The sequence below is a fragment of the Paenibacillus sp. Y859 genome (assembly GCF_056786405.1).
In genome coordinates, this window is sequence record NZ_JBXCIZ010000006.1 from 1 (window position 1) to 22663 (window position 22663).

22 protein-coding genes, 8 tRNA genes and 1 rRNA gene are annotated in these 22663 nt (G+C 43.2%); 28 read left to right on the forward strand and 3 right to left on the reverse strand.

Translation table 11 applies throughout. The features are described from left to right. From AC1TO8_RS14100 to trxB, 28 genes are all read left to right on the forward strand, one after another. Positions 1-119, forward strand: a 23S ribosomal RNA gene (locus AC1TO8_RS14100); the annotation flags it as partial. Between the two features lie 68 nt (positions 120-187). After that, positions 188-279: transfer RNA gene (locus AC1TO8_RS14105), tRNA-Ser, on the forward strand. A 35-nt stretch (positions 280-314) separates the two neighbouring features. Beyond that, positions 315-391 (forward strand) — tRNA-Met (locus AC1TO8_RS14110). Between the two features lie 10 nt (positions 392-401). Beyond that, positions 402-477 (forward strand) — tRNA-Val (locus AC1TO8_RS14115). Between the two features lie 44 nt (positions 478-521). Further along, positions 522-597 (forward strand) — tRNA-Thr (locus tag AC1TO8_RS14120). A 17-nt stretch (positions 598-614) separates the two neighbouring features. Next, positions 615-692, forward strand: a tRNA-Asp gene (locus AC1TO8_RS14125). 25 nt (positions 693-717) lie between these two features. Further along, positions 718-790, forward strand: a tRNA-Phe gene (locus AC1TO8_RS14130). Between the two features lie 12 nt (positions 791-802). Beyond that, positions 803-884 (forward strand) — tRNA-Tyr (locus tag AC1TO8_RS14135). A gap of 10 nt (positions 885-894) precedes the next feature. Next, positions 895-967, forward strand: a tRNA-Lys gene (locus tag AC1TO8_RS14140). 123 nt (positions 968-1090) lie between these two features. Continuing rightward, entirely contained in the window at positions 1091-2194 is a 1104-nt protein-coding gene (locus tag AC1TO8_RS14145; protein ID WP_482056268.1) for a helix-turn-helix domain-containing protein, read from the forward strand. 102 nt (positions 2195-2296) lie between these two features. After that, a complete protein-coding gene (locus AC1TO8_RS14150) occupies positions 2297-3421 on the forward strand; it encodes an ABC transporter ATP-binding protein (protein ID WP_482056269.1) in 1125 nt (374 codons plus the stop codon). A gap of 182 nt (positions 3422-3603) precedes the next feature. After that, positions 3604-4542 (forward strand): HPr(Ser) kinase/phosphatase, encoded by a 939-nt coding sequence (hprK, locus tag AC1TO8_RS14155; RefSeq protein WP_482056270.1) that lies wholly within the window; start codon positions 3604-3606, stop codon positions 4540-4542. Positions 4543-4552: 10 nt separating this feature from the next. Next, positions 4553-5584, forward strand: a complete 1032-nt coding sequence (lgt, locus tag AC1TO8_RS14160) for a prolipoprotein diacylglyceryl transferase (protein WP_482056271.1) — start codon at positions 4553-4555, stop codon at positions 5582-5584. A 7-nt stretch (positions 5585-5591) separates the two neighbouring features. Next, complete coding sequence (ppaX, locus tag AC1TO8_RS14165; protein ID WP_482056272.1) at positions 5592-6233, forward strand: pyrophosphatase PpaX; 642 nt, start codon at positions 5592-5594, stop codon at positions 6231-6233. Between the two features lie 6 nt (positions 6234-6239). Next, positions 6240-6725, forward strand: coding sequence for an acyltransferase (locus tag AC1TO8_RS14170; RefSeq protein ID WP_482056273.1), 486 nt, complete (start codon positions 6240-6242; stop codon positions 6723-6725). 86 nt (positions 6726-6811) lie between these two features. Further along, on the forward strand, positions 6812-8011 hold the full coding sequence (locus AC1TO8_RS14175) for an acyltransferase (protein WP_482056274.1): 1200 nt from the start codon (positions 6812-6814) through the stop codon (positions 8009-8011). 142 nt (positions 8012-8153) lie between these two features. Next, positions 8154-9311, forward strand: a complete 1158-nt coding sequence (locus AC1TO8_RS14180) for an ATP phosphoribosyltransferase regulatory subunit (protein WP_482056275.1) — start codon at positions 8154-8156, stop codon at positions 9309-9311. 4 nt (positions 9312-9315) lie between these two features. Then, positions 9316-9960, forward strand: a complete 645-nt coding sequence (hisG, locus tag AC1TO8_RS14185) for an ATP phosphoribosyltransferase (RefSeq protein ID WP_482056276.1) — start codon at positions 9316-9318, stop codon at positions 9958-9960. Positions 9961-10237: 277 nt separating this feature from the next. Beyond that, positions 10238-11551, forward strand: coding sequence for a histidinol dehydrogenase (gene hisD / locus AC1TO8_RS14190; protein ID WP_482056277.1), 1314 nt, complete (start codon positions 10238-10240; stop codon positions 11549-11551). Continuing rightward, the gene (hisB, locus tag AC1TO8_RS14195) at positions 11532-12149 is read left to right on the forward strand and encodes an imidazoleglycerol-phosphate dehydratase HisB (protein WP_482056278.1); all 618 of its coding nucleotides are present in this window, start codon (positions 11532-11534) and stop codon (positions 12147-12149) included. The genes hisD and hisB overlap by 20 nt, the downstream gene beginning before the upstream one ends. 3 nt (positions 12150-12152) lie before the next feature. Further along, the gene (gene hisH, locus AC1TO8_RS14200) at positions 12153-12788 is read left to right on the forward strand and encodes an imidazole glycerol phosphate synthase subunit HisH (protein ID WP_482056279.1); all 636 of its coding nucleotides are present in this window, start codon (positions 12153-12155) and stop codon (positions 12786-12788) included. A gap of 62 nt (positions 12789-12850) precedes the next feature. Next, positions 12851-13591 carry a 1-(5-phosphoribosyl)-5-[(5-phosphoribosylamino)methylideneamino]imidazole-4-carboxamide isomerase gene (gene hisA, locus AC1TO8_RS14205; RefSeq protein WP_482056280.1) on the forward strand — a complete coding sequence of 247 codons (741 nt, stop codon included), beginning with the start codon at positions 12851-12853 and terminating at the stop codon, positions 13589-13591. 60 nt (positions 13592-13651) lie between these two features. Further along, positions 13652-14410 (forward strand): imidazole glycerol phosphate synthase subunit HisF, encoded by a 759-nt coding sequence (hisF, locus tag AC1TO8_RS14210; RefSeq protein ID WP_482056281.1) that lies wholly within the window; start codon positions 13652-13654, stop codon positions 14408-14410. Continuing rightward, positions 14407-15093, forward strand: a complete 687-nt coding sequence (gene hisIE, locus AC1TO8_RS14215) for a bifunctional phosphoribosyl-AMP cyclohydrolase/phosphoribosyl-ATP diphosphatase HisIE (RefSeq protein ID WP_482056282.1) — start codon at positions 14407-14409, stop codon at positions 15091-15093. The genes hisF and hisIE overlap by 4 nt, the downstream gene beginning before the upstream one ends. Positions 15094-15108: 15 nt before the next feature. Further along, positions 15109-15933 carry a histidinol-phosphatase HisJ gene (gene hisJ / locus AC1TO8_RS14220; RefSeq protein WP_482056283.1) on the forward strand — a complete coding sequence of 275 codons (825 nt, stop codon included), beginning with the start codon at positions 15109-15111 and terminating at the stop codon, positions 15931-15933. A gap of 144 nt (positions 15934-16077) precedes the next feature. Then, positions 16078-17025, forward strand: coding sequence for a ribose-phosphate diphosphokinase (locus tag AC1TO8_RS14225; protein WP_482056284.1), 948 nt, complete (start codon positions 16078-16080; stop codon positions 17023-17025). Positions 17026-17112: 87 nt separating this feature from the next. Continuing rightward, positions 17113-18828, forward strand: a complete 1716-nt coding sequence (locus tag AC1TO8_RS14230; RefSeq protein ID WP_482056285.1) for a tetratricopeptide repeat protein — start codon at positions 17113-17115, stop codon at positions 18826-18828. Between the two features lie 86 nt (positions 18829-18914). Next, entirely contained in the window at positions 18915-19868 is a 954-nt protein-coding gene (gene trxB / locus AC1TO8_RS14235) for a thioredoxin-disulfide reductase (RefSeq protein WP_482056286.1), read from the forward strand. 320 nt (positions 19869-20188) lie between these two features. Here trxB and AC1TO8_RS14240 read toward each other — a convergent pair whose 3' ends face one another. Genes AC1TO8_RS14240 through AC1TO8_RS14250 form a run of 3 tightly spaced genes read right to left on the reverse strand, consistent with a single transcriptional unit; the run spans position 20189 to position 22661 of the window. After that, positions 20189-20791 carry a response regulator transcription factor gene (locus AC1TO8_RS14240; RefSeq protein WP_482056287.1) on the reverse strand — a complete coding sequence of 201 codons (603 nt, stop codon included), beginning with the start codon at positions 20789-20791 and terminating at the stop codon, positions 20189-20191. Further along, complete coding sequence (locus AC1TO8_RS14245; RefSeq protein ID WP_482056288.1) at positions 20788-21915, reverse strand: sensor histidine kinase; 1128 nt, start codon at positions 21913-21915, stop codon at positions 20788-20790. The genes AC1TO8_RS14240 and AC1TO8_RS14245 overlap by 4 nt, the downstream gene beginning before the upstream one ends. Positions 21916-21923: 8 nt before the next feature. Beyond that, positions 21924-22661: an ABC transporter permease gene (locus tag AC1TO8_RS14250; RefSeq protein WP_482056289.1), complete on the reverse strand. Its 738-nt coding sequence runs from the start codon at positions 22659-22661 to the stop codon at positions 21924-21926. Between the last annotated feature and the right edge of the window lie 2 nt (positions 22662-22663).

A 22663-nucleotide genomic window follows, 5' to 3' on the forward strand; every position in this document is an offset into this window, starting at 1 on the left:
TCAAGATGAGATTTCCCAATTAGTAAGACCCCTTGAAGACTACGAGGTAGATAGGTTGGAGGTGGAAGCGCAGCAATGTGCGGAGCTGACCAATACTAATCGGTCGAGGGCTTATCCTATAATGTTCTAACACAAATTCGTTCGTATCTAGTTTTCAGGGAATCAATCTCTGATTCATGATTCATTTGGAGAGATACCCAAGTGGCTATAAGGGGACCCTCTGCTAAGGGGTTAGACTGTGTAAACGGTGCGTGGGTTCGAATCCCACTCTCTCCGCCATTGATCTATCATGAATAAGTAAGGAATATATATGTGGCGGTGTAGCTCAGCTGGCTAGAGCGTACGGTTCATACCCGTGAGGTCGGGGGTTCGATCCCCTTCGCCGCTACCATACATACCCAGGAGGCTTAGCTCAGCTGGGAGAGCATCTGCCTTACAAGCAGAGGGTCGGGGGTTCGATCCCCTCAGCCTCCACCATCATTTTTGATGGATGCACTTATATATAGTGTACTCATACACTTGCCGTTGTAGCTCAACTGGTAGAGCAACTGACTTGTAATCAGTAGGTTGGGGGTTCAAGTCCTCTCGACGGCACCATTTTTACTAAAAAGTGTGGAACCGTGGTGTAGTTGGCCTAACATGCCTGCCTGTCACGCAGGAGATCGCGGGTTCGAATCCCGTCGGTTCCGCCATTTTTTTGTTTAAATAATATATTGTGGCTTGGTAGCTCAGTCGGTAGAGCAAAGGACTGAAAATCCTTGTGTCGGCGGTTCGATTCCGTTCCAAGCCACCTTTTTTCTGCGGAGGATTAGTGAAGTGGCTAAACACGGCAGACTGTAAATCTGCTCTCATCGAGTTCGGTGGTTCGAATCCATCATCCTCCATTCTTACTATGAGCCATTAGCTCAGTTGGTAGAGCACCTGACTTTTAATCAGGGTGTCGAAGGTTCGAATCCTTCATGGCTCATCTCATAATACGATAAAGTCATCAACCTCTAGAGGTTGATGACTTTTTGTTTACTCTTCTTTTGGGACTAGATATGTTAGTATATTAATAAATAGGTGAAGTGGTAGGTGGGTTAACTTGATAATGAGGATGGAATCATTACGGCAGAAGTTACAACAAATTGTAGGTATACCCCTCACGATTAAAGAACTAAATAAGCAGGACACTGACTCTTTTTTCAATTATAAAAACAGTACGCTGATGGATTCAGTTGTGAACGAGGGCGAAGTATGGTTTCCTCTGTATAACAAAGATGGTAAAATGTCGGTCCTAGCAGGTGAATTAAATGCGTTAAGTTTAGAGGAAGTTCAATTCATGGAACTTATTCTGGCTAACATGAGGGATCAATCACAAGTATCAATAACCCCTCAAGAGGAAGAGAAGAGAGATATTCATAATCTGAGCCTGTGGATTCAGGAACAGATTGAATTAGGACAGCTAGAGGTACGTATTCCAGAACATCTTTTAGTCCAGAAACAAATGATATCGGAAATGGTACCTTTTGTACTAAGTAGTGAGGGCACTCATTTGCCGGACATATCGTACATACAATTAAAGAAACTACTCATTAGCTATTTCGATGGGGAGATCATATTAATTCCACTAAAGAATCATGAATGGTTAATCTTAGCACGTCAAGAACTAATCTTGGGGAGCTTGGATGAGCGAGAGGACGAGCAGGAGGAGACGGTAGAAGAGATACTATCTGCATTTTGCCTTGGTTTACATGAGCTAGTTGCCAATGAATGGGTAGGAGTATTTCACTTGTCGGTTGCACTTCCATTAGATATAAGGAATGGGTTACCTGCAATCGTAGTTATGTTGAGAGAGACGATACTTCTTGGAAAGACTTTTCACATTACGGATTATATTCACCTTCCCTGGGATTTGGTATTAGAACAACTTGTTTTTAGTATACCTAGTAGTCAACGGACTCAGTTCCTACAACATGTGGGAGATCACTCGATTCTATTGACAGATACAGAAACACTTTTGACGTTGGAGACTTTTTTTGAATTAGATTGTAATGTCAGTGAGACAGCAAAGAGAATGTATATTCATAGGAATACACTCATTTATCGGCTCGATAAGATCAAGAATGAGACAGGTCTTGATGTTCGGAACTTTGGAGATGCCGTTCTGATTAAACTCACAATGCTATTGTATAAAGTGACGAAAAGGAAATAGTTTTTTTGTGCAGTTTGTGGATAGCCAGTCTTGATGATGTTAGGTAGAATAAGAATATCAAATGGTTACGATTACAAACATATTACTTAGGGGGAAAATATAATGGCAGGTGTACGCTTAGAGCATATCTACAAGAAATACGCGGGTGCAGACAAAGCAACAGTTATCGATATCAATCTTGATATTAAAGATAAGGAATTTTTGGTCCTCGTTGGACCATCTGGTTGTGGTAAATCTACAACACTTCGGATGATCGCTGGCTTGGAAGAGATTTCAGAAGGTAAACTTTATATCGGAGATCGTGTTGTAAATGATGTAGCGCCTAAAGACCGTGATATTGCGATGGTATTCCAATCTTATGCCTTGTATCCTCATATGAACGTATATCAGAATATGGCTTTCGGTCTAAAATTGCGTAAAGTGAAAAAAGACGAAATCGAAAAGAAAGTACGTAACGCAGCAAAAATTCTAGATATTGAGCATTTGCTTGATCGTAAACCAAAAGCACTTTCTGGTGGTCAACGTCAACGTGTTGCCTTGGGTCGTGCGATTGTACGTGATCCGCAAGTCTTCTTGATGGATGAGCCTCTTTCCAACTTGGATGCGAAACTACGTGGTCAAATGCGTGCGGAAATTACTAAATTGGCTAAACGTCTAGAAACAACTGTTATCTATGTAACGCATGACCAAACAGAAGCTATGACAATGGGTGATCGTATCGTTGTTATGCAAGATGGTATCATTCAACAAGCTGCTTCTCCAGAAGAGCTGTATAACAGCCCAACTAATCTATTTGTAGCTGGTTTCATCGGATCACCAACAATGAACTTTATCCATGGTACACTAAGTGAATCCAATGGTAATGTTCGCTTCAAATCAAGTGGTCTAGATGTAGAAGTTCCTGGTGGTAAGGCTCAAATCTTGAAGAGTAGAGGTTTGATTGGTAAAGAAGTAATTATGGGCGTTCGCCCTGAAGATATTCATGAAGAGCCTGTATTCTTAGAAGCATCACCGAACACGATCTTTACATCAAATGTTGATGTTACTGAGAACCTTGGACATGAAATGTTACTTTACTTGAGTGGTTTAGGTGAAGATACCGTTATTGCTCGTGTAGATGGCCGTTCTACAACTCGTGATGGTAGTACAGTTCGCTTGGCAGTTGATATGAACAAAGTTCATATCTTTGATAAAGAAACTGAACTTAACGTTCTAGTTGCAGAGTAATACAATATCATTAATGCATACAGAGACCGCCCGAAAGGGTGGTCTTTTTGAAATTCTGGCAGTGATTGCATTCAATAGCAATTTCATTTACGATAGATATAGTGAAAAAGGGTTTAATTGTTTTGAACATGAACTCAACTATTGTAGGTACATAGATACACTTGATGAGAGGAAGATAAGACATGGCTAAACGTGTTAAAGTTTCAGAACTAGTTCAACAATTCCACATGGAAGTCATCGCAGGTGAAGAAGGTCTTAAACGAACCATTACGGTAGATGATTTAAATCGGCCTGGTCTTGAAATGGCAGGATATTTTGAATATCATCCTCAAGAGCGAGTGCAGCTCCTTGGGAAAACGGAATTAGCGTTCTTCGAAATGTTGACCGATGAGGAAAAAGTAGACCGTATGCAGAAAATCTGTACGGATGAGACTCCTTGTATCGTAGTGACAAGGTCTCTAGAAGTACCACAAGAGCTAATTGATATTAGTAATGAGAGGAATCTACCTGTGCTACGTAGTAGTATGGCTACGACGATTCTGTCTAGTAAGATCACCGGATTCCTTGAGCAGAAATTAGCACCTACAACAACTATTCATGGTGTACTGTGTGATGTCTATGGAGTAGGAATGCTTATTACAGGTTCTAGTGGTATTGGTAAAAGTGAGACTGCATTAGAACTGGTCAAAAGAGGGCATCGCCTTGTGGCAGATGATGCGGTGGAAATTCGCCAAACATCGGACAACCAGCTTCATGGTTCAGCACCTGAGTTGATTAGACATTTACTTGAAATTCGTGGCGTAGGTATTATTAATGCGATGACTCTCTTTGGCGCAGGCGCCGTACGTAACAATAAACGGATCACGTTAGTCGTTAAGCTAGAGAATTGGCAACAGGATAAACAATATGATCGACTGGGATTAGATGAGGAAACGACACGGATCATTGACACGGATATTCCATTGGTGACGATTCCTGTGCGACCAGGACGGAACCTTGCTGTTATTATTGAAGTGGCTGCAATGAATTATAGACTGAAACAAATGGGTCTGAATGCGGCTCTTCAATTCACAAATAAATTGACAGCAACGATTGCGGAAGAAAGCGATGATATGGATTAGGAGTGATCAGATGGCTACTTTATTACTTAATCCAATCGCAATATCGATTGGAGCGCTACAGGTTCATTGGTATGGCCTAATTCTTGGATTGGGTGCGTTGGCTGGGATTTTGCTTGCGATTCGTGAAGGTCGGAGATATGGTATTTCTTCAGAGTTCTTCATGGATCTGTTGTTGATAGGTGTTCCTTCGGCGCTTATTGGTGCACGCATTTATTATGTTGCTTTTAAATGGGAAGATTATAGAGGAAACCTTTGGGATGTATTTAAAATATGGAATGGTGGTATCGCTATCTACGGAGCTTTAATAGCTGCGATCATATTTGCCATCTTCTTTACACGTTATAAAGGATATAAATTTTGGCGGATCGTTGATATTTGTGCGCCTGGATTACTTATTGGACAAATCATTGGGCGATGGGGGAATTTCGTTAACCAAGAAGCCTATGGTGGACCAGTGGAACAGTCATTTTTGCAAAATAACTTACATTTACCGGATTTTATCGTGAATCAAATGAATGTTCAAGGGGTATTTCACCATCCAACATTTCTATATGAGTCGCTATGGAATCTTGTAGGTCTAGGGCTACTACTCATTCTACGTCGGCAGAAATTTCTGCGTGCAGCTGAGTTGTTTCTTTCTTATTTCATTTGGTATTCGATTGGCAGGTTCTTCATTGAAGGTTTGCGTACGGATAGTCTAGCTTTTCAAGGCCCAGAATGGTTAGCGTCTATGATCAATGGTCTATGGAGCCCTATGAAAGGGTTGGGGTTCGATTATGGACATCTGGATGTTGATTATGGAAATGTGAGAATATCACAGCTATTGCCGATCTTGATTATTATTGGTGCCGTAGCTTTTATTATCTATCGACGTGTAACAAGCAGAGCGGAAGAGAGATATCTCGATCCCATTATATGTACAAAGGTAACTGTAGATACGATGCCAGAAGCATCATTAAACCACAGGCAACCGAAGAAGACACCATCTTCAGAACGTATAGCACAGGAAGAAGAAGGTTCAAAGGATACTAAAAAGGAGTAACTACTACATGATTAACACCGTTTTATTTGATCTTGATGGAACGATTATTGACACTAACGAACATATTATTAATTCTTTCATACATGCATTACAAGACCATGCCCCTGCTCCGTTCTCGAGAGACCAGATTATTCCGCGGATGGGAATGACATTAGAACAGCAAATTGTTCATTTCACAGGTACGGAGGATGTAACTCCTTTTGTAAAGGACTATAGAAGTTACTATGATAGTAATCATGATGGGAATGTAGGTCCCTTTCCACAGGTGTTGGAAGTGATTGAAGAATTACATGCACGGGGAATCGCTATGGGTGTTGTAACGACAAAGAATCGACCAGGTACTTTAAAAGTACTTGAGATGTTCGGACTTATGAAGTATATGGATTCGATTGTGACTGTTAACGATGTCGAGCATGCGAAGCCCCATCCAGAACCTGTGCTTAAGGCAGTGAAGGAGCTTGGATCGGATCCCAGTAAGACGCTAATGATAGGGGATAGCCCAGCTGATATTCAGGCTGCTCAAGCGGCAGGAGTGTTATCTGCGGGTGTCTCTTGGTCGCTGAAAGGTGAGCAAGCACTTAGAGTGTACAATCCAGAATATATGTTGCATACGATGAAGGATTTATATCTTGTGTTAGAACAGGGGTAAGATACAGTGAGAAAGGTTACCCGATATCCAGTGGAAGGTCCCAATGCGCTGTGGCAGATTTATCGAACCGTTAGTCCCTGGAAAGGGATCAAAAATTTTATATGTATTCAAATTGCTCGTTACTGTCCAGTTCTTCAAGTGAAGAACTGGATTTATAGAAATCTATTAGGAATGAAGGTTGGCCGTCACACGGCATTTGGATTGATGGTTATGGTAGATGTGTTTTTCCCGGAGAAAATATCTGTCGGAGATAACACAATTATTGGCTACAATACAACGATCTTAGCTCATGAGTATTTGATTCAGGAATATCGACTAGGTGACGTTACGATTGGGAATCATGTCATGGTCGGGGCGAATACGACGATATTACCTGGTGTAACGATCGGGGATGGAGCGGTTATTGCAGCGGGGTCTGTTGTACATAAGGATGTAGCTGCAGGAACTTTCGTAGGTGGGAATCCATTGCGTGAGTTGAAATCTAAAGGGTAGAGAATTGCTGCTGTGACAGAAGGGATCTGATGGTGATTACTCCGTTAGGTCCCTTCCTTTATACTTCAATGTAAAGGGGAATCTTTTTGAAAATAAACAAAAGGGAACGGTTACCTCAACTTGATGTGTTTCGAGCGATAGCTATATGGGGAGTTCTTAATGTTCACGCATCTTCTTATGCCGCTGGTGTACAGGCTATGGATTCACCAATTTATTATGTATATAACTTCATGAATATATTTTTCAAATATGGGACGCCTTCATTTATCTTTTTAAGTAGTTTTGTGCTGTTCTACAATTATTATGACCGCTCTGTAAATATCGGACTTATTTCTAGATTTTATCGGCAAAGGCTGAAATACATAGTACTTCCATACACGATTGTCTCGCTCTGCTACTTTATAGTGAATCAATACATAAATCAAAAATTAATAGGTGTTCCTTTCGGTGAACTTGGGATAAGATTCGGCTATACTTGGTTGACGGGGACAGCGCATACACATTTATACTTTGTGTTTATTAGTGTTCAATTCTACATCCTATTTCCATGGATCCTCAGACTGTTGCAATCGAAGCAGTGGATCGTGAAATGGGCTATACCGCTAGGTTTGGCCATACAGTGGGGTTTTGTATTCATTAATAAGTATAGTCTTCAGCTATCGAACAAGGGGAGCTACTCTATTTCGTATTTAGCTTATTATATGATGGGTGCTTATATAGCTATAAATTTCACCAGAATAAAGCCATGGTTATTGAATACTTGGGATCGACTGACGCAGGGACAAAGACGATGGACGATTACACTATGGATTGTATGGTTTGTTATAGCCTGTATTCATGTACAGTTATGGCATGAATTGAGATCAACGGGCAATTACGTTAACACTTTATGGTATGAACTTGTGTGGAATATACACACCATGTTATCAGCATTAGTTCTGTTGCACGCTACATTTCTAATTTATCGAAAGGCATCTCGAAAAGTGGTGGCCATTCTAACTAGAATGGGTGCGCTTTCCTTTGGCATATATCTTCTACATCCTATTATTCTCGTGCTGTATCGTCGATTCCGTTACTATGTACAGCCAGAGTCGATAGGGTATCTCTTATTTATCGTCGGTGGTTTACTCGTTGCGTTATTTCTGAGTTGGGCGATGGTACATGTTTGTTTCAAAAGAATATCTTGGTCGTGGGTTTTTCTTGGAAAAAATCCAGATTTGGTATCGCTCAAAGCTAAAAAACCCGATGTACATGAAGTGAAGCGAAGCAATGGATTGAAATCTTAAAGTGTCATTCTCTCGTTGACGATCAACCTTTACTCATGCTATAATAGCAGAAATTCTTTATCTTATTAGCACGGTATAACTTTAATGTATTAAAGTAATTGGATGTGAATCCATAGTAATGTTTAAGTAGAGGTGAATGTGAATGTTTAAGCCAAAAGGCTTTGAGAAACCGACTGGCGTTCGGGATTATCTACCGTATGCAGTTAAGAAATTACGTAAGATCGAACGGAATGTGCTAGATTGTATGGATCGTTGGGGATATCAGCAGATTATGACACCTACAATGGAATATTACGATACTGTAGGCGTAGCGAGTTCCACATCAGATCAGAAATTATTTAAGTTGCTCAATAATCGGGGGACTACGTTGGTGCTCCGTTCGGATATGACTGCCCCCATTGCAAGGGTTGCCTCTTCTCTGTTGAAGGGACAATCGCTACCTATTCGATTATCGTATCATGCGAATGTATTTCGCTCGATTGAAGAGGAAGCGGGCAGAGAGGCAGAGTTCTTCCAGACAGGTGTTGAATTACTTGGAGACGACTCAGCTGAGGCTGATGCAGAGGTTGTGGCGCTTGCGATTGAATCATTGAAATCGGCAGGGGTGTCCTCTTTTAAAATCGCAATGGGTCATGTTGGGTTCTTGCATGGATTGTTCGAAGAAGTTGTTCCGGATCGTGCCGATGCACAGGAGTTACTGAAAGAAGGACTACTGCTTCGTGATTATGTGGGCTTTCGCAATACGATTACTCAGCTGGACTTGTCTGATGCAGAAAGAGATATACTGGATGGGCTCGTTCGACTACGTGGTGGTAAAGAGACCTGTGAGCAAGCGTTACAATTAAGTGACCATCCACAAGCTAGAGCATCTATTGATCATTTGCTTAAGGTGTGGGAGGTGCTGGAAGCCTATGGTGTCTCGGAGCATGTACTGATTGATTTAACTATGATTGGTGATTTCTCGTATTACACGGGCATGACCTTTGAGGGCTATGCATCTGAGCTGGGCTTCCCTGTGTGTAACGGTGGGCGTTATGATAATCTGTTGCAACAATTCGGTCGGTCGATTCCTGCAACGGGCTTTGCCCTCAAAACGAATCGAATCTTAGATGGTGTACATGGCCTTCAAGAACCAGAGATAGAACCTATCATTATTGAATATGAAGCATCTGGACGTCAAGAAGGGTTACAGGAAGCGACTAGACTTCGCAATGCGGGACATACCGTCATTACGAAGTTAGTACAACTCGGACAGCGTTCTGAAGATGAGTCTAACATAGCTGAGGATAACGGGAGGTGAGCATGTGGGAGAAACGTTAAAAGTCGCGATGCCGAAAGGGCGCATCTATACGAAGGCAGCTACGCTCTTTCGCCAAGCTGGATTAGCTATTCCGCTAGAAGTGGATGAATCACGAAAATTGGTAGTTCCACTTCCTGAGTTCGGGATGGAGTTTATATTAGCCAAGCCAGTGGATGTGCCTACCTATGTTGAGTACGGTGTGGCCGATATTGGTATTGTAGGTAAGGATGTTCTGCTTGAAGATAGCAGGGATGTATATGAGTTACTCGACCTAGGTATCGCGCGTTGTCGCATGTCAGTTATTGGCCTACCGAATTGGCAACCAGGTATACAGCAACGTGTAGCTACGAAGTATCCTAATGTTGCTTCGCAATATTTCCGTGAACAGGGGCAACAAGTTGAGGTTATTAAGCTGAATGGATCGATTGAGCTAGCACCTTTGATTGGATTGGCTGACCGGATCGTGGATATGGTAGAAACGGGACAGACCTTAAAGGATAATGGCCTGGTGGAGATGGTGAGTATTTTTGAAATTACGAGTCGACTCATCGCTAACCGTGTGAGTTATCGGATGAAGAACACGCAAATTCAAGCATTGTGCGATCTGCTCGAGAAAGTGATCCCTGTGCCAGAATTAAAGATAAAGTAACTGATGTAAGTTCGAGTTCAAAAAGTCAGATTTTCAGCACCGAGAAGATTGGATGAAGCAAGGGAGTGAGGAGCGGAGCGTAGGCAGTACCTACGTGAGCACCTGAAATGTTTCCGAAGGAAACATACCTCGAAAGCATTTGCTAGGACCGGCTGAATTCAATATTCGATGTCGAATAAACTTCTTGGTATACCTCGTGATCAAAAGGTGACTTTTTGAACTTCATCTAGGAGAAATGAATAAATCGTGTGTTAGTGGTGGGGAGGGAAGACTTGGGATGAGAATTGTACCGATTCAGGAGTTTAATTTAAAGCGGGAAGTAGATTACGGTACCGAGGAACAGAATGCAGCAGTCAAGCAAATCGTGAGCGATATCAAGGATGAAGGAGATACCGCGTTACTACGTTATACGGAGCTGCATGATCGGACTGTATTATCTACTGAACAGCTTAGAGTGACGCAAGAGGAACTTACCGCGGCATATGAACGTGTGGAGCCATCCTTTGTGGAAGCCATTGCAGCTGCGGCGGCGAATATCCGGGCCTTTCATATGAGAGAGAAGAGAAATTCATGGATGGACCTTCAACCAGACGGAAGCATATTGGGTCAAATTATCCGTCCTCTCAAACGTGTAGGTGTCTATGTGCCGGGTGGTAAGGCAGCTTATCCATCATCTGTACTTATGAATGTGATTCCAGCTCAAGTGGCTGGCGTGCCGGAGATTGTTATGGTTACTCCACCGGGAACGAATGGTCAAGAGGGAATCGATCCTCATATCCTTGTTGCTGCTGCTGAAGCGGGTGTGAATGAGATTTACCGTGTGGGAGGGGCGCAAGCGATTGCTGCTTTAGCTTACGGAACGGAAACGATTGCTCCAGTTGATAAAATATGTGGGCCCGGCAATATATATGTTGCTCTTGCGAAACGTGAAGTGTACGGCGTAGTCGATATAGACAGCATCGCAGGACCGAGTGAGATCGTCGTATTAGCCGATGAGACGGCTGACCCTGTCTATGTTGCCGCTGATCTGTTATCGCAGGCAGAGCACGATGAGATGGCTTCAGCCATTCTTGTGACGCCATCACAGGCATTTGCGGAAGCGACGTCAGCAGAAGTAACACGGCAATTAGCTTTGTTGCCTCGTCGAGATATCGCAGGTGCATCGATTGAGAACAATGGGGCGATCCTTGTGGTGGAATCTATAGACGAGGGGATCTCTGTTGTGAACCGTTTGGCTCCTGAACATTTGGAGATCGTTGTGCCGGATCCGATGGCTTATGTAGGTCGTATTGAGAATGCAGGGGCTATCTTTCTAGGTCCTTACAGCTCCGAGCCAGTGGGTGACTATTTCGCAGGGCCTAACCATATTATACCGACGAATGGGACAGCTAGATTCTCTTCACCTGTGGATGTCGATGACTTCATTAAGAAATCAAGCATGATTTATTATAGTAAGGAAGCATTGCTGAAGAACGGTGCCATGATTATGGAACTGGCACGACATGAAGGGTTTGAAGGCCATGCACGAGCGATCGAAGTACGGCTTGAGAAGGAAGGAAAGGTAGGAGTTAATGAACATGACGAACAATAATATGAGTGAGAGCTTACGTGAGGCAAGTGTCAGTAGAAAGACGAATGAGACGGATATCAAGCTTTCTTTCTCGGTAGATGGTAGTGGGGTTTCGGAGTTAGAGACGGATGTTCCGTTCTTGAATCATATGTTAGATTTATTCGCGCAGCATGGACAATTCGATCTCTCGGTGAAAGCGCTGGGAGATATTGAGATTGATGATCACCACACCGTGGAGGACATTGGCATTTGCTTAGGTCAGACGCTTCGGGAAGCGTTGGGTGATAAGCGGGGCATTAAGCGCTATGCTAGCGTGTTCGTACCGATGGACGAGGCTTTGGCACAAGTGGTTATTGATATTAGCAATCGTCCCCATTTCGAATACCGCGCGGAGTATCCTTCGACACAGGTGGGTAGCTTCACGACAGAGTTAGTGCATGAATTTCTATGGAAGTTAGCGCTTGAAGCTCGTATAACCTTGCACGTCATTGTTCATTATGGACAGAACACGCATCATATGATCGAAGCGGTGTTCAAAGCGCTAGGACGTGCGCTTGATGAAGCGACGAGCATTGATCCGCGGGTTAAGGGTGTACCTTCCACGAAAGGTGTGCTGTAATCCGTGGCCATCGCGATTGTGGATTACGGGATGGGCAACCTCCACAGTGTGAGCAAGGCTGTTGAGCGTCTCGGTTATGAGGCGCTCATTAGCGGTGATGAAGGTGAGATTCTAGCTGCAGATGGCGTGATCTTGCCTGGCGTCGGCGCCTTCGCTGACGCTATGGAGCATCTGCAGGAGAGCTCGCTCGATGCGACTATGCAGAAGGTTGCAGCAAGTAAGCAACCGCTACTGGGCATCTGCCTAGGCATGCAGCTGCTGTTCAGCACAAGTGAAGAGCATGGCATCCACGGGGGTCTGGGTATTCTGCCTGGCTCCGTGGTGAGGTTCGCAGGGGGCGATTATAAAGTACCACATATGGGTTGGAATAAGATTCAGTATAAGGATCAGAATAATCCGCTATTCACGGGACTTGATGAAGGTTATGTCTACTTCGTACATTCCTATCATGTTCTCCCGGAAGTGAAGAGCGATCTATTAGCAACAACGGATTATAATCAGTCAGTAACGGCTATTGTAGGCCGCGATTCGGTCTTTGGCATGCAGTTTCACCCAGAGAAGAGCGGAGACTTTGGAATGAACTTATTGCAGAATTTCCTTAAGATTACGGGGAGCCCTTTGAAGGGATCTATTCTTTGAAATATAAGAAAGTATAAGTTTCACCAATATAGATTACAAGAGAAAAATGGGGGTCACGAAAGATGTCATCTTTTATTATCTATCCAGCGATTGATATACGTGATGGGAAATGTGTGCGGCTGATACAAGGGGATTACAATCAAGAAACGGTCTATAATGATAACCCATTGAAGGTAGCCAAGGCATGGGAGGAACAAGGCGGAACGTACATACATCTAGTGGATCTGGATGGAGCGAAGGCGGGTCATCCTGTTAATGACGACATCATTGGCGCTATCGTCAAGGGAGTGAATGTGCCTGTTCAAGTTGGAGGCGGATTACGTACTCTTGATGACGTGAAAAGGTTGTTAGCGCTTGGTGTGAGTCGGGTCATTATTGGAACCGCAGCGATTGAGGATCGTCCTTTTACAGAAGCTGTTCTAGGTACGTACGGTGATAAAGTAGCTATCGGAATTGATGCGCGAGATGGGTATGTAGCTACTCGGGGTTGGCTAGAAACATCCGAAGTGAAAGCTGAGGAATTGGCTAAGGAATTAGCATCTAAAGGTGCAGAGACATTTATCTTCACAGACATTTCGCGGGATGGCATGATGCAGGGGCCAAACGTTGAGGCGATTCGTTCTTTAGCTGTGAGCAGCGGTCGTACGGTGATTGCTTCAGGAGGCGTTACGGTGTTGGACGATCTTCTTAGTCTAAGTGCCTATTATCATGAAGGAATTGGCGGAGCTATCGTAGGTAAGGCACTTTACACGGGCAATATTGATCTAGAAGAAGCGGTGCGAGCAGTTAAGAAGCAGGGCTAGTGAGTAAAGAGATTAAGGGCATGGGATACAGTGAATTTATAGGTAGAGGGGAAGAGAAATATGCTAGCTAAACGTATCATTCCGTGTCTGGATGTGAAGGACGGTCGGGTAGTGAAGGGTGTTAACTTTGTCAACTTGCGTGATGCGGGTGATCCGGTGGAACTGGCGGCGCTGTATGACCGTGAGGGAGCAGATGAACTTGTATTCTTGGATATTTCAGCCTCAGTGGAAGGTCGCGCAACGATGGTCGAAGTCGTTAGGCAGACTGCAGGTGAAATTTCAATTCCATTCACAGTAGGTGGAGGAATCTCACATGTGGATGATATGAAAAGAATTCTACGTGCTGGAGCGGACAAGATCGGAATTAATACGGCCGCGGTGCTCAATCCACAATTGATCTCTGAAGGGGCACGTCGTTTCGGATCTCAATGTATCGTTGTAGCGGTCGATGCCAAGTACAATGAGTCTTGGGGCGAATGGGAAGTATACACGCACGGTGGGCGTACAGCTTCGGGTATTCGGGCTTTATCATGGGTTAAAGAAGCGGAATCTTTGGGTGCAGGTGAGATACTACTCACGAGTATGGATGCTGATGGTACCAAGGATGGATTCGATCTTCCTCTCACGTCAGCTGTATCTGGAATTGTAGGAATTCCTGTGATTGCTTCAGGTGGAGCGGGTACGACAGATCACTTCTATGACGTATTTACAACGGGCAAAGCTGATGCGGGATTGGCAGCGACTATTTTTCACTATAAAGAAATGACGATTCATGATTTAAAAATGGATTTAAAGCAAAAAGGGGTGGAGATTCGATGAGTAATAGCCTAAACTGGGAGCAAATAAAGAATGATATTCGCTTCGACGAAGCGGGTCTAGTACCTGCTATTATACAAGATGTAACGACCAAAGAAGTGCTAATGATGGCCTATATGAATCTTGAATCGCTTAAGCTTTCAGTTGAAAGTGGAGAGACATGGTTCTGGAGTCGTTCTAGACAGGAACTATGGCATAAAGGGGCAACTTCAGGAAATACACAACGTATTACCTCGTTAAGCTACGATTGTGATGGTGATACTTTACTGATTCTAGTGAAGCCTGAAGGTCCTGCTTGCCACACAGGCAAAGTAACTTGTTTCTTTAATGAAGTACCAATGGAGAAGAAGGAAGATCTTCCATCAACAAGTGCTAATCAAACTTCTGATCGTTTCGCTGTACTGGCGGAGTTGGAACAGATTATTTCGGATCGTGAGAAAGAACGTCCAGAGGGTGCATACACTACGTATTTATTTGATAAGGGTGTCGATAAAATCCTTAAAAAAGTAGGAGAAGAAACTGCAGAGGCGATCATTGCTGCGAAAAATAAAGATAATGATGAACTACGCCTTGAAGTAAGTGATCTGATCTATCATCTGCTTGTACTTCTTGAAGAACGTAAGCTGCCGTTAGATGACATCATGACCGAGCTTAGCCTGCGCCATGAGCGGCCAAGACGCGACTAGAGGAGGGATTCGATCATGTTGATCGATTATCATACACACCATGCCCGTTGTGGACATGCGATCGGAGAACTGGAAGAATACGTTCTGAGAGGGATCAAGATGGGTCTATCTCAGCTTGGTCTATCCGATCATATGCCGCTGATTCATGTTGATCCTGCCACGTATTATCCAGAGATGGCGATGCCTATGGACGAACTCCCACGCTACGTAGAAGAGTGTCTTGCCCTGAAGGAACGTTATAAGGATCAGATCGATATTCGCATCGGCATTGAGGGTGACTATATCGAAGGATATGAAGCAGAGATCGAACATATCATTACATCCTATCCATGGGATTATGTGATTGGTTCTGTCCATTTCCTCGGAGAATGGGATATTAGTGACTATCGCCAAACCCATCATTGGGAAGGAAAGAATATTATTACTGTCTATGAACAATACTATGATGCTGTGAAGAAAGCAGCAGCAACCGGATTATATGACATTATGGGGCATATAGATGTCATTAAGCGATTCGGCTATCGCCCTGCACTGGATAAACAAAGCGAGGTAGAAGCGTTGGAGAATTCGGCACTTACGGCGGTGTTGAACAGTGGGATGGTGATGGAACTGAATGCCTCTGGCTTATCTAAAGCTTGCGAGGAGATGTTCCCAAGTAAACGGATGGTGACGGAGGCCTTTAGGCTTGGGATTCCACTAACGATCGGTTCTGATGCACATGATCCGTTGCGACTTGGCGAGCATCTAGATCAGGCTCGTGCTTTACTATGGGATGTCGGATACCGACAATTATCTGTGTTCGATAAGAGGAGACGGAAAGAGGTACCTTTTGAAATCTAGCATAATCCTGTATACTACATATACATATTGATTAACTCAAGTCTATAAGAGGTCATTCAAAAAAGTCATCTTTTGATCACGCCGGTGTTGAAAAGCTGGCTTTTTGAATGCTCATTATAAGTGGCTTGAAATCGGGAGGATACTATGCAGCATAAGATGCTTGTGTTTACTGGATCATCGAATCCGAAATTAGCAAAGGATATTTGTAGTAAATTAGGCGTGGAATTGGGAAGTGTCAAGCGTTCGCGCTTTCAAAGTGGCGAGATTTATGTCAACTATGAGGAAAGCATTCGTAACTGTGATGTATTCTTAGTCCAATCGCTTTCACATCCGATCAACGATATGTTTGTGGAATTGCTTGTCATGATAGATGCAGCGAAGAGAGCCTCGGCTCGTACGATTAACATAATAATACCTTATTACGGATATGCACGACAGGAACGCAAATCGGCTCCTCGTGAACCGATATCTGCTAAGATGCTGGCGGATGTGCTAACAACAGTTGGAGCTAATCGAGTCATCACGATAGATTTACATGCCCCAGCTATTCAGGGATTTTTCAATATACCAGTAGATCATTTAACTGCACTAGATCTAATTAGCCAGTACTTGAGAACGAAGAATATTGTTAACCCGGTTATTGTATCTCCAGATGCTGGACGTGCTTCCATGGCAGAGAAATTAGCGAATCAATTAGATTCTCCGTTTGCTATTATGATTAAGAAGCGCCCTTCACACAATGAATCTGTGATCACACATGTGATAGGTGATGTTAAGGGGAAAACACCGATCATTATCGAAGACTTAATTGATACAGGCACAACGATTATTAATGTGGTAGAAGGATTGAAGGAACGTGGAGCAGAAGATGTGTATGTCTGTGCTACGCACGGTCTGTTCTCAGGTAATGCGCTAGAACGATTGATGCATCCTAATATTAAGGAGGTTGTCGTGACAGACTCCATAGCACTTCCGGAACAATACGTAGATCGGATAAAGGTTCTATCTGTGGCACCTATGCTTTCTCAGGCGACTCGTATTATTATAGAAGGTGGATCCATCGCTACGTTGTTTAAAGACTCCGGCATTTAAATATGCGGCGTCTTTTCTTCGTTTTATCAACTTATGGTATAATATCATAGGTAAAAGGTTAGAAGGAAAAGGAGGTGCCTTGGTTCAATGAATGAGGATAAACAACGGGCTAAAGTCCTGTACAATAAAATAATACCTGTCCATCTGGATGCGAACTTTTTCTTCGAAAGGGCTGTACGTTCGTTAGATCGCAATCATTATGACAAGGCATTGAGATATTTCGGAAAAGCAGTAGAGTATGAACCAGATAATCCAGTAAATCATTGCAATGTAGCCGGAGTCATGTCGGAAATGGGTGATTATGCGGGATCTAATATCGTGTTATCTCAAATTATTGAGAATATTGATCCAAATATGACGGAATGCTACTTCTATATGGCCAACAACTTTGCCAATATGGAAAATTTCGAAGAAGCCGAGAAAGCAATAGTTAGCTATCTAGAGGAAGATGGTGTTGGTCAATTTCTGGAGGAAGCAGAAGAAATGATGGATCTGCTTTTTCATGAATTAGATCGTCCTACGAAGTTGACCCGGATCAAGAGTCGTGAAGGAATGGTGGAGCATGAACATGCTCGTACTCTTCTGGAAGAAGGCAAGTTCGCTCAAGCTGTAGAATTATTAGAGCAAATAGTGGAGAGCAATACGGATTTCCTCGCAGCTCGTAATAATTTAGCATTGTCCTATTATTATGTAGGCCTGTTTGAGAAAGCTAAGATAACGATCCAAGAAGTGTTAGAACAAGACCCAGGGAATCTACATGGGCTTTGTAATTTGGCCATTTTCTACCAGCATGAGAACGATATGACGCAGTTGCTTCCACTTTTGCATATGCTGTCGGTCACGGTTCCCTTCCATCAGGAGCATTTGTTTAAACTTGCCACAACGATGGGTATATTAGGTCAACATGAGCAAGCCTATAGACACTTTCGTCGTTTGTTGAAGGATGAGGAATTGAACTGGGACCCAAGCTTGTACCACTACTCGGCTACAGCTGCTTTTAACTGTGGAAGATATGTGGATGCAGAGAGATATTGGAGACATGCTATCAAGATAGATCCTCTTTCTGAGGTTCCAGAGTTTTATTTATCCCAGTTGCAAGAGTTTCAAGAAGGAATAACGAAACAACCGAAAATTAGTTACCATTATCATCTCCCTTTTGAGGAGCAGATGAAGCAATGGGAACAGAACGATGAAGGAATAACGGAAGAAATTATACAGAATCCATTGATTCGATCATCCTTCTTCTGGGCACTCCGACATGGCGACACAGCGACTAAACTGCAAGTTATTCAATCTTTCGCTTTGATCGCTGATGAAGAGGTAAAGCAGGTATTGGAAGCTCTGTTGCTAGAGCCGGATGAGGATATCGTTATAAAAGAGGCAGCTAAGCTTGTTCTTCAAGGGATGAATGAAGAGACTGTAATAGATTCATCTTCTGCTATAGAGGGGTTAATGCCATCTCTACACATTGTAAGAGAGCTTTCTTCTTCGGACTGGAATGATCCTTCAAGTACGGTTGTTGATCGAACGCTCGAAATGATGGATTATGTAGGGGATTTAGCTCAGCAGCAGGATGTTCAGAGTTTATGGACGGAGTTCTTGCATAAAAGTTATCCCGATACGCCGGAACTTGATCATACGGAAGCTTGGTCAGCGGCGCTTGAATATTGGGCATCCAAAATGTTGGGGCATCCTACCTCATATCAGGAAGTTGCTCGACGCTACGGTCTTTCAGCTTCTACCGTTAGTCGGTATGCACGTCGTATGGATAGCATTTGTCATATGAAAGGTAGGAACGGATAGAGGACTATTTGGATGATGTATCATCAAATCCTAGGGCGATAGAGCCTGATCATTCGTCATATATTATTTTATAGGAGGTTATATAAATGTATAAATCAATCGTTATTGGAACAGGTCCTGCTGGATTAACAGCAGCTATTTATCTTGCTCGCGCGAATATGAAACCACTGGTTATTGAAGGGATGCAACCAGGGGGTCAATTGACAACAACAACTGAAATTGAGAACTTCCCAGGATTTCCAGATGGAATTATGGGACCTGAATTGATGGACAATATGCGGAAGCAAGCAGAGCGTTTCGGAGCCGAGTTTAAGTCAGGTTGGGTAGAGAAGGTAGATCTGTCTAAACGTCCGTTCAAAGTTCAAGTTGATGGAATGGGAGAGTTATTGGCTGAGACTGTCATTATTTCCACAGGAGCTTCAGCGAAGTATTTGGGTATTCCAGGTGAACAGGAGAACATCGGACGCGGTGTCAGCACATGTGCAACATGTGACGGATTCTTCTTCCGTGGGAAGAAGATTATTGTCATTGGTGGCGGTGATTCTGCTATGGAAGAAGCGAACTTCTTGACTCGTTTCGGTTCGAGCGTAACGCTGGTACACCGTCGTGAAGAGATGCGTGCTTCGAAGATTATGCAAGATCGTGCACGTGAGAACGAGAAGGTTCTATGGGCATTGAACCGTACGCCACTGGAAGTAGTTACTGAAGGTATGGGTGTTAAAGGACTGAAAGTTCTTAACAATGAGACCAATCAGGAAGAATTAATTGAAGCAGACGGAGTGTTTGTAGCGATTGGACATACACCGAACACACAATTTCTGGACAATCAGATCACGACAGATGACGTAGGTTATATCATCGTTAAGCCAGGTACGACAGAGACGAATATACCGGGTGTATTCGCATGTGGTGACGTTCAGGATGTTCGTTATCGTCAAGCCATTTCTGCAGCGGGTACAGGCTGTATGGCAGCGATGGATGCAGAGAAATTCATAGAAGGTAATATGGTTCATGACTGGAGCGAGTCTCTAAGTAAGTAAATAGTATATTCGACAGCAATGACCCGACGGAGGGATTTCACCGTCGGGTTATTTGTGTTAAGTTGGCAAGCGCTTCACTCATGAGAGGGAAGGGCTGAGGGAGAAATAGCTGCATAAACTGCACTTATTTAGAGGGAAAAGTGATCTGAAAGGAGAATAGTTGCAAAAAGGACAGTTAAAAGTGGGGATATGATGAAAAGAGAAGGTTTTCAAGTAAATAGATGTACTCTGTACAACTAAACCCAACACTAACGAAGATAAATCGGATATAAGTGTACTCTGTGCAACTACTGTAGTGAACGGAGAAGGCTGATGTTAATCTACAACCAGCCCTTTTCCTCTGCTAACCGAATGGCCTCGATCCGATTTCTAGCATCAAGTTTATTCAAGGATTCGGAGATATAATTGCGTACCGTTCCATAGGAAAGATGAAGCATAGATGATATCTCATGGGCAGACTTCCCTTGGGCAGACAGCGATAGAATCTCTCGTTCACGAGCATTAAGAGGGTTCTTGTCCTTTATCGTTCCGAATATAAGTTCCGGGGAAATCTCCCGATGACCGACCATGACACGACGAATGGACTCTGCCAGTTTATCGATAGGTCCATCCTTTAATAGATAACCTTGAACATCTGCCTTTACTGCGCGCTCGAAGTAACCGGGACGTGCAAAGGTAGTCAGAATGATAACTTTACAGGGCGAACCCTGCCCCTTCAACTGTTCAGCAACGTCCAAACCGGTCATCAATGGCATTTCTATGTCAAGCAGACAGATATCTGGTTGAAGAGAGACGATGAGTGACAGTGCCTCTTTCCCATCGGAAGCTTGGCCTACTACTTCGATATCGTCTTCTAAATCTAATAGTAAGGCTAATGCACCGCGGAGCATCTGTTGATCTTCGGCTAGAAGAATTCGTATCATGCGCTCCCCTCCTCTTGTTGATCCTTGATTATAATAGGAATAGTGATGGTCAAAGTAGTGCCTTTCACAGAAGATACTTCTAACGAACCCTCAATTAAAGATAGCCGCTCAGCCATCCCATTCAATCCGTTTCCATCATGATGATCTTCGCGTAAACCTATTCCATCATCACTAATGATGAGTGTGACGTAAGCCACCTCTTGTTCAATACGTACTGTACAGTTTTTTGCTCGGCTATGTTTTACAATATTGGTTATTGCTTCACGAAGGCATAGGCTGAGAATGTTCTGAGTTAGATCTGGTACCCCAGCAAGCTTAGCGTCCCCTTCGAAATAAGAGATGATATCGGCATGCTCTAGGATGACCTGTACCTCCAGTAGTTCCTCGGCGACTGTAACTGCGCGCATATCCGACACAAGTTCGCGAACTTGTCGGAGAGCCGCTCTTGCTGTTCGCTCAATCTCCTTGGCCTCAAATTGTGCACGATGAGGATCTTTGGTAATTAGCCGGTCGACTAACTGACTTTTCAATGTAATCAAAGACAACGTATGACCTAATGTGTCATGTAGATCTCTAGCAATACGCATGCGTTCTTCACGCTTAACGAGTTCTTTAATATGTTCATTAGCTTCATCTAGCTTCAACTCAAGTTGCTGGTGCTTATTCATCGACCTTATTCCAAAAGGAGACATGATCATAATGACAATAAAAGGGAAAAGGAATAAGTATTCCCTAGGGTGACGTTCACCTATATTTAATATTATCGGTACAATTTCGATAATCGCCAAAGAAATTAAGGATATCTTAAACTTGACCGAATTGGTGTAATATCCAATAAAATTAGCGGTGAAGAAACCCATGAATAAGTTGTAAGGGTTATAAAGGGAGCTGAGAATAAAGATAATAACCATCTGTAAGGCAATCCAATATGAAAAGGAGCCATGCTCTGAAGCGAAATAGAGTTGTCGATAGGAGAGTGCAAACACTCCAATCATCAAATAGCCCAGTATCATCTTTAACCCATGCTCCTGTGCGGTATTGATGATAGGTAGGAAGATGTAGATCAGCCAGACGTATGGATAGAATCCTAGTTTTTTAGGAAATAGCTGAAATTTCTCTTGCATAATAAAGTCTACACCACTTCCTGTTTTTTACGAATATATGTCGATAGTACCATAAAGAATATGAGGTATCCTAGCAGAATGAGTATGTTTTCTAACGAAGGATGATGTCCACGTATAATCTCCCAAGCTCCATTCCCAAAGCTATAGGCAGGGAGCCAATGACTAATCGTTTGTAATAATTGCGGGAAAGAATCCATAGGAAACCACATTCCCCCTACGATAGCCAGTATCATATAGGTCGCATTACTAACGCCACTAGCTGTGTCCACTCGTTTCATTGTCCCGATTAATGTCCCTAGCGCTAGGAATGGCGCACAAGCTACTAATATCCATAGTCCACTGTAAATCCACTGTGACGGAGATAAGGACACGCCATTGATCAAATATCCTGCACCAAAGATAACGACAATAGAGAGTAAATGCATAACGGATTGCCCGAACATTTTACCGAAGAAATAGACGCCCTCGGGTAGTGGAGTAATTCGCATAAAGGTGGACCAACCATGAACTCGTTCCTGAACGATTCGAATCCCTAAAGTCATGATAGATGAGCCCATCACACTAAATGTGGTCATAGACATCAAGTAATGAGCTTGCCATAGCTGATTATCATCGGTGTTGGTGTTTACAAGCCGAGTAAAGATGAAATAGAACAAAATAGGCATGATTAAAGACCATCCTACAAAATAGGGATTACGCAGAATTCTTCTCATTTCAGCCTTACACTGCATGATGATCATGTACATAA